This is a genomic window from Mycobacterium sp., from assembly GCF_046091765.1.
In the GTDB taxonomy this organism is placed as follows: domain Bacteria; phylum Actinomycetota; class Actinomycetes; order Mycobacteriales; family Mycobacteriaceae; genus Mycobacterium.
Genome location: NZ_JBJTCF010000009.1, coordinates 1 through 5,063, shown reverse-complemented (window position 1 = coordinate 5,063; position 5,063 = coordinate 1). Strand labels below are relative to the sequence as shown.

4 protein-coding genes, 1 tRNA gene and 2 pseudogenes are annotated in these 5,063 nt (G+C 66.9%); 4 read left to right on the top strand and 3 right to left on the bottom strand.

Going from position 1 to position 5,063, the window contains the following annotated elements; genetic code table 11:
- Nucleotides 1-350 (top strand): annotated as a pseudogene (locus ACKOB8_RS00790) (hypothetical protein); the annotation flags it as partial.
- Nucleotides 351-361: 11 nt separating this feature from the next.
- Nucleotides 362-433: transfer RNA gene (locus tag ACKOB8_RS00785), tRNA-Arg, on the top strand.
- 5 nt (nt 434-438) lie between these two features.
- On the opposite strand, the gene ACKOB8_RS00780 is transcribed toward ACKOB8_RS00785, so the two are convergent.
- Nucleotides 439-663 carry a hypothetical protein gene (locus ACKOB8_RS00780; protein ID WP_526374644.1) on the bottom strand — a complete coding sequence of 75 codons (225 nt, stop codon included), beginning with the start codon at nt 661-663 and terminating at the stop codon, nt 439-441.
- A gap of 20 nt (nt 664-683) precedes the next feature.
- Here ACKOB8_RS00780 and ACKOB8_RS00775 point away from each other — a divergent pair, with 20 nt between their 5' ends.
- Entirely contained in the window at nt 684-1,625 is a 942-nt protein-coding gene (locus ACKOB8_RS00775) for a glycosyl hydrolase family 18 protein (RefSeq protein ID WP_526374646.1), read from the top strand.
- Here the strand turns inward: ACKOB8_RS00775 and ACKOB8_RS00770 are convergent.
- The gene (locus ACKOB8_RS00770) at nt 1,622-3,598 is read right to left on the bottom strand and encodes a sulfatase-like hydrolase/transferase (protein ID WP_526374642.1); all 1,977 of its coding nucleotides are present in this window, start codon (nt 3,596-3,598) and stop codon (nt 1,622-1,624) included. The genes ACKOB8_RS00775 and ACKOB8_RS00770 overlap by 4 nt on opposite strands.
- Nucleotides 3,599-3,704: 106 nt before the next feature.
- Here ACKOB8_RS00770 and ACKOB8_RS00765 point away from each other — a divergent pair, with 106 nt between their 5' ends.
- Nucleotides 3,705-4,700: a hypothetical protein gene (locus ACKOB8_RS00765; protein ID WP_526374640.1), complete on the top strand. Its 996-nt coding sequence runs from the start codon at nt 3,705-3,707 to the stop codon at nt 4,698-4,700.
- A 2-nt stretch (nt 4,701-4,702) separates the two neighbouring features.
- On the opposite strand, the pseudogene ACKOB8_RS00760 reads toward ACKOB8_RS00765, so the two are convergent.
- Nucleotides 4,703-5,063: pseudogene (locus ACKOB8_RS00760) on the bottom strand (hypothetical protein); the annotation flags it as partial.

Below are 5,063 nucleotides of genomic sequence, written 5' to 3'. Positions count from 1 at the left end.
CCGACTCCGGCGAGCGCCTGCTTCCGCTCTACCGCTTCGAGCCGGCCACCGGCCTGTGGCGTCACCATCTCGGGCCGGTCGAGCCGCCCCTGCGCATGACCGACCTGTCGTATGACGCCGACGGCGTGCTGCGCTACCCGCGACACGATGACCGGCTGCCCCCGTCGGCCCTGCGCGACCATCTCGAACAGGCCCGGCAACTCCTGCGGGAGTTGCCACCACTCACAGCCGACGCGAGCCTCAACGCAGACTTCGACTCACTCCGCTGGTTTCCCCTCCCCCGCGAGAGCGTCGCCGGGAGCGATGGCGCACCGGCCATCCGGCACAATGAGACCTCCCACTCGCGCTGAGGCGCGTACGAGCCCCCGTAGCTCAGGGGATAGAGCAGAGGTTTCCTAAACCTTGTGCGCAGGTTCGAATCCTGCCGGGGGCACGCCATCACCAGTCGGGCGCGGGCACCGGTCCGTCGCTCGTCGGTAGCGCGCCGCAGAGGACCGGGAATGTCCGCGTCCAGCTTCGCTCGCTGGCGGTTCTACCTGAAGGCGCGGCCCCGGCACGCAGTGCCGAGATGGGCTTGGCGGCGATCTGCGCCCACGGCGTTCCGTTCTTGCTATCCGCGAAGTCCTGATTGAACGTCGTCACGATGCTCGACAGGGCGGCCACACGCTGGACGTAGTTGGGGACTGCTGCTATCGGCCACGGTGCCCGCGGGCTCCTACCCATTCCTGGCGAACGGCGATCCGAACCCCGGCTCCGGCTACTGGGTGTACGCCTGGGACGAGATCATCGATTCCATCGACCGGCTGCGCATCATGGCCTACGACTACAGCTATTCCTCGCCCGGGCCGATCGGTCCGTATCCATGGGCCCAGAAGGTGACCGAGTCGGCGATTGCCCAAGTCGCCACGGCGACTCCGGCAAACCGGCGCAAGATCTGGCTCGGGGTCCCGCAGTACTCCCGCAATTGGCTACGGCAAAACGCCAATGGCTCCTACGTGGTCAAGGGCGACTGCCCGACCGGCTGGACGCCAACCGACAGCTCGATGATGAGCCAGTCCCTGGAGCGTGCCCGGGAGATCGCCGCACGCGAGCAGGTGACGCCCACGTGGGACGCGACCTACGGCGAATACACCTTCCGCTACTGGATCGACACCGCCGGCATAGCGGGCGGTGTCGCGGTCACCTGCAGAGCCGAGCGCGAGGTGTGGTTCGAGGACACCAGGGGCGCGAAACTCAAGGCAGGAATCGTCAGGGATCAGGCCATCGCCGGGTTGGCCGTGTGGGAGTTCGGCTTCGTGCTGGACGGCTTCTACGCACAGATGCGCCGTGAGATCGCGCCGCCGCTGACCCTGACCGCAGGCTTCGACAGCTCTGTGCGGGCCGGGAAGTCAACCGACGTGACAGGCAGGGTGCTGCGCGGGGGCGAACCCGTAGCCAATGCCAAGGTGCGCGTCGTGTGGGTCTCCTCGACCGGCAACGTCAAGGAGCTCGGCACGGGCGCGACCAGCGCCCGAGGCCGCTACTCCGTCACGGTGAGCCCCACCCGGAGCGGCACCCTGCGAATCACGGCGAAATCGCAGGGCCAGGCCGCCTCGGTGGTCAAGCCGATCGCCGTCCGCCGCTAACTGGCGGTCGGGACGAAGGGGAACTGCTTGGCCGTGCCATCGGCCCACGGCATGATGACGGGCTCGAGGCGCTTGGCCGTGCGCTGCGCCGTGAGGATCTTGGCGAGCGCCGCCTGCTGCACCGAGTAGTCCGCGTTCCCCACGAGATTGGTGAGCTCGGCCGGGTCGGCCGTCAGGTTGTACATCTCGAACTGATCGGCCGGAGGCGCGATCTGGCCGTCCGTCGGATTGGGGGTCTTGACCGTGGTCACGGCAACACGGGTGCCGGGCTTGTCTACGAGGCCCGGCACGATCGTCAGCACGTCCTGCACATTGGGCGTCGTCCAGATCGCCGGGTTGTCCCAGTAGCGGACGTACTTCCAGCGCTCCATCCCATTGTCCGCACCGGTGGGCAGGTAGGCCACCACTGACTCCACGGATGCCGGTTGGACGACGGGCGCGTAGGTCAGGCCCAGACCCGAGACGTTTTGGGCACCACGGAAGATCTGGTCGTCGGTCATGAAGTAGACGGGCTGACTGCGGAGGTCATCGGGATCATCCTCGCCGAGGAGCACCCCGGACAGATCGCGACCAACGAGTCGACGGACCTGCGTGTGGGTTGCCCGCAGCTTGCGCGCTAGCGCCCGCTCGTTGAGCCCGGCGAGGCCGAGCATCGTCGGAATCAGGTCGGCGTGGCTGGTCAGGACGTCGGATTCGGCGGCCTTCGGGAAGAGGGTGGGGTTGTGGAAGATGAAGGGGACGCGCAGCATCTCGTCGTAGGAGTTGTGCCACTTCTGGAACATCCCGCCGTGCGCGCCAAGCACCTCGCCGTGGTCGGAGAGGTAGATGACAATCGTGTTCTCGTACATGTCGCGGTCAGCGGCGAGGGTGGCCATCAGGCGTGCGATGTGCTGATCGACTTCCTTCTGCAACTGGTAGTAGAAGCGGTGGTAGGCGAGGTCGTTGACCAGCGGCTGGAAGCCCGCCGCATAGAGCCCCACATAGCTAGCCTGGGCATCCGGCTTGGTTGCCAGGCTCTCCGTGGAGGACTGGCGGTAGACATCCGTGAAGAGATCCCTGGGCACGTTGGAGCCCACGAGCTGGCTCGCCAGATACATGTGACCTGGCTGTTCCGTCGCCTCGGCCGCCAGCGTGAACGTGCCCCACAGGGTGATGTCGTGGGGGTTCAGGAAGGACGCGACCATGAGCCAGGGATTCTCGTTGGAACGCAGCTTCTCGAGTTGGGCGACGCTGATCTCCGCGAACACCTGGTCGCGACCCTGGCCCCCGAGACCTGCCGAGGAAGCGGAATTCAGCACATTGCTGCCGTGCGGCTCCGGCCCGATGAAGCCGGTGAAGCCGTAGCGCTCGAGAATGCCAGCCTCGAGGTAGATGTCCTCGAGGTACTTATCGCGTGCGCCAGTGTCGGTGTAGGACGGCAGCGGGTTGTAGGAGCCCGGCTGGTAGAGGTCGGTATCCGAGATGTGCCACTTGCCCTTCCAGTACGTGTCGTAGCCGGCCGCACGGAACCACGACCCCAGGGTCGGCACCATCGTCGGGTCGAGCCAGTACAGGTCGGTCTCGATGGAGGCCTTGGCCGAGCCCGAGGTCTGGGACACCCCGTGAAGCGACGGGTACTGCCCCGTGAAGATGGATGCACGACTGGGCTGGCATGCCGTCGACATGATGTGGTGGTGGGTGAATTCCATGCCACGCGAGCGCAGCGCTGCCTGCCCCTTCAGGTTGGCCGCACGCCAGGCCGCGAGCTCGGCGGACTCGTAGGTTGGGGCATACCGCTGCTCGTCGACCATCAGGATGAGGAAGTTGGGGCGCCGGCGCAGCCGCCCGCGCGCTTTGAAGGGGGGCGTAGCCGCGGCCGGGGCCGCCGACGCCCCCGCGACCGTGCCAGCTGCAGCGGCTCCGGCCGCCGCTATGCCGGCCGCCTGCAGGAGTCGGCGACGACTGAGTCCGCCCTCATCAGCGTGCTGCGACATTGATGCCCTCCCTTGCCTTTGTTCCCGAATCATGCCCCATACTGGCACCGCACGTGACCGTTGCAGCACGGATGCGGCCCACCGCGTCGACGCAGAGGATGGTGCAGTGAAGCGCAGCCTGGTCGCCCTCGCGGGAGGCGCCCTGATCATCGCCCTCACGACGCCGCCGGCTGGCGCAGCACCGACAGTGGCGGCGCCGGTCACGGTGGACGTTCCCGTCCGCCTCGTCCAGGCACCGATCACCAAAGCCCTCTACGGCATGACCACGGTGCGCATCGGCAACTCCAAGCCCATCCGCGTGACGGTCGATACCGGATCGGTGGGGCTGCGACTCCTCCCGGGAGCCTGGAAGACCGTGCCCTCGGGGGTGACCATGACCGATCGACGCATCACCTGGGCGGCCGACGGCGAGCGCCTCCAGGGGCGCATCGGGTCTGGCCTCTTCGGCATCTCCGGCCTTCGCGGTGACTACCCCATCAGCTTCATGTTCATGGACAAGTCCTCGTGGACCGAGCAGGCCGCCGCCCAGGGCATCCAGGGCGTCCTAGGCATTGGGCTCTCACGGCAGGACCTGCCCAATCCGCTGACCACACTCCCGGGCAATGTCGGGCGGCAGTGGACGGTGCGCTTCACCCCCAATACAGCGCGCACGGGTGGCACCGGCGCTCTTGTGCTCGGTGCCGATGTGCCTGCCCAGTCCTTCACGACGTTCGATCTGCGCACGCAGGGGCAGGACCCTCAGGGCGTGCCCCTGTGGGATGACCAGGCGGCCGACGCGTGCTGGGTCATCGGCGCGCTATCCGAGATCTGCGGCGACACCTACTTTGACTCCATGGCGCCCTTCATGCTCATCAAGGGCTCCGACTTCGCACCGCTGCGCACCACCACCGGCGGATTCCTCGCCTCGGGTATCAGCATCTCGATGGGTGCCCCACACACGAGCTTCTACGCGTGGAACTTCACGTCCGGTCAGCGCTTCGGACTCAATCGCGCCAAGGTCTCAGCCACGGGTCGCACGCTGATCAATACCTCGTCCGCGATCTACTCGGCGTTCACCGTCGCGTACGACGTCACCGAGGGCGTCATCACGCTGAGCGATTAGCGCTACTCCTCGACCCGCTCCACCCTCGACGGAAACAACCACCAGGCGAGCACCAATCCCAGCAGGGTGAGCGCTCCACCCACCAAGAGTGCCGTCGTCATCCCGGACACGAAGGCCTCGCCTGCCGCCTCGCGGATGGGTATGGCGAGATCGGGTGTCAGTCGCTGCACCGCGATGCTGCCCGCAGCCAGGGATTCCCGCACCGCCTCCACCACATTGGTGGGGATGGCATTGATGGCATCCCCCGCCGCGGCGACGCGGGCTTCGATCTCGTTGCGGTAGCCCAGAGCGAGAAGCGAGCCTAGGATGGCGACGCCCAGCGAGCCACCGAGTTCAGACATGCCATCGTTGACAGCAGCGCCA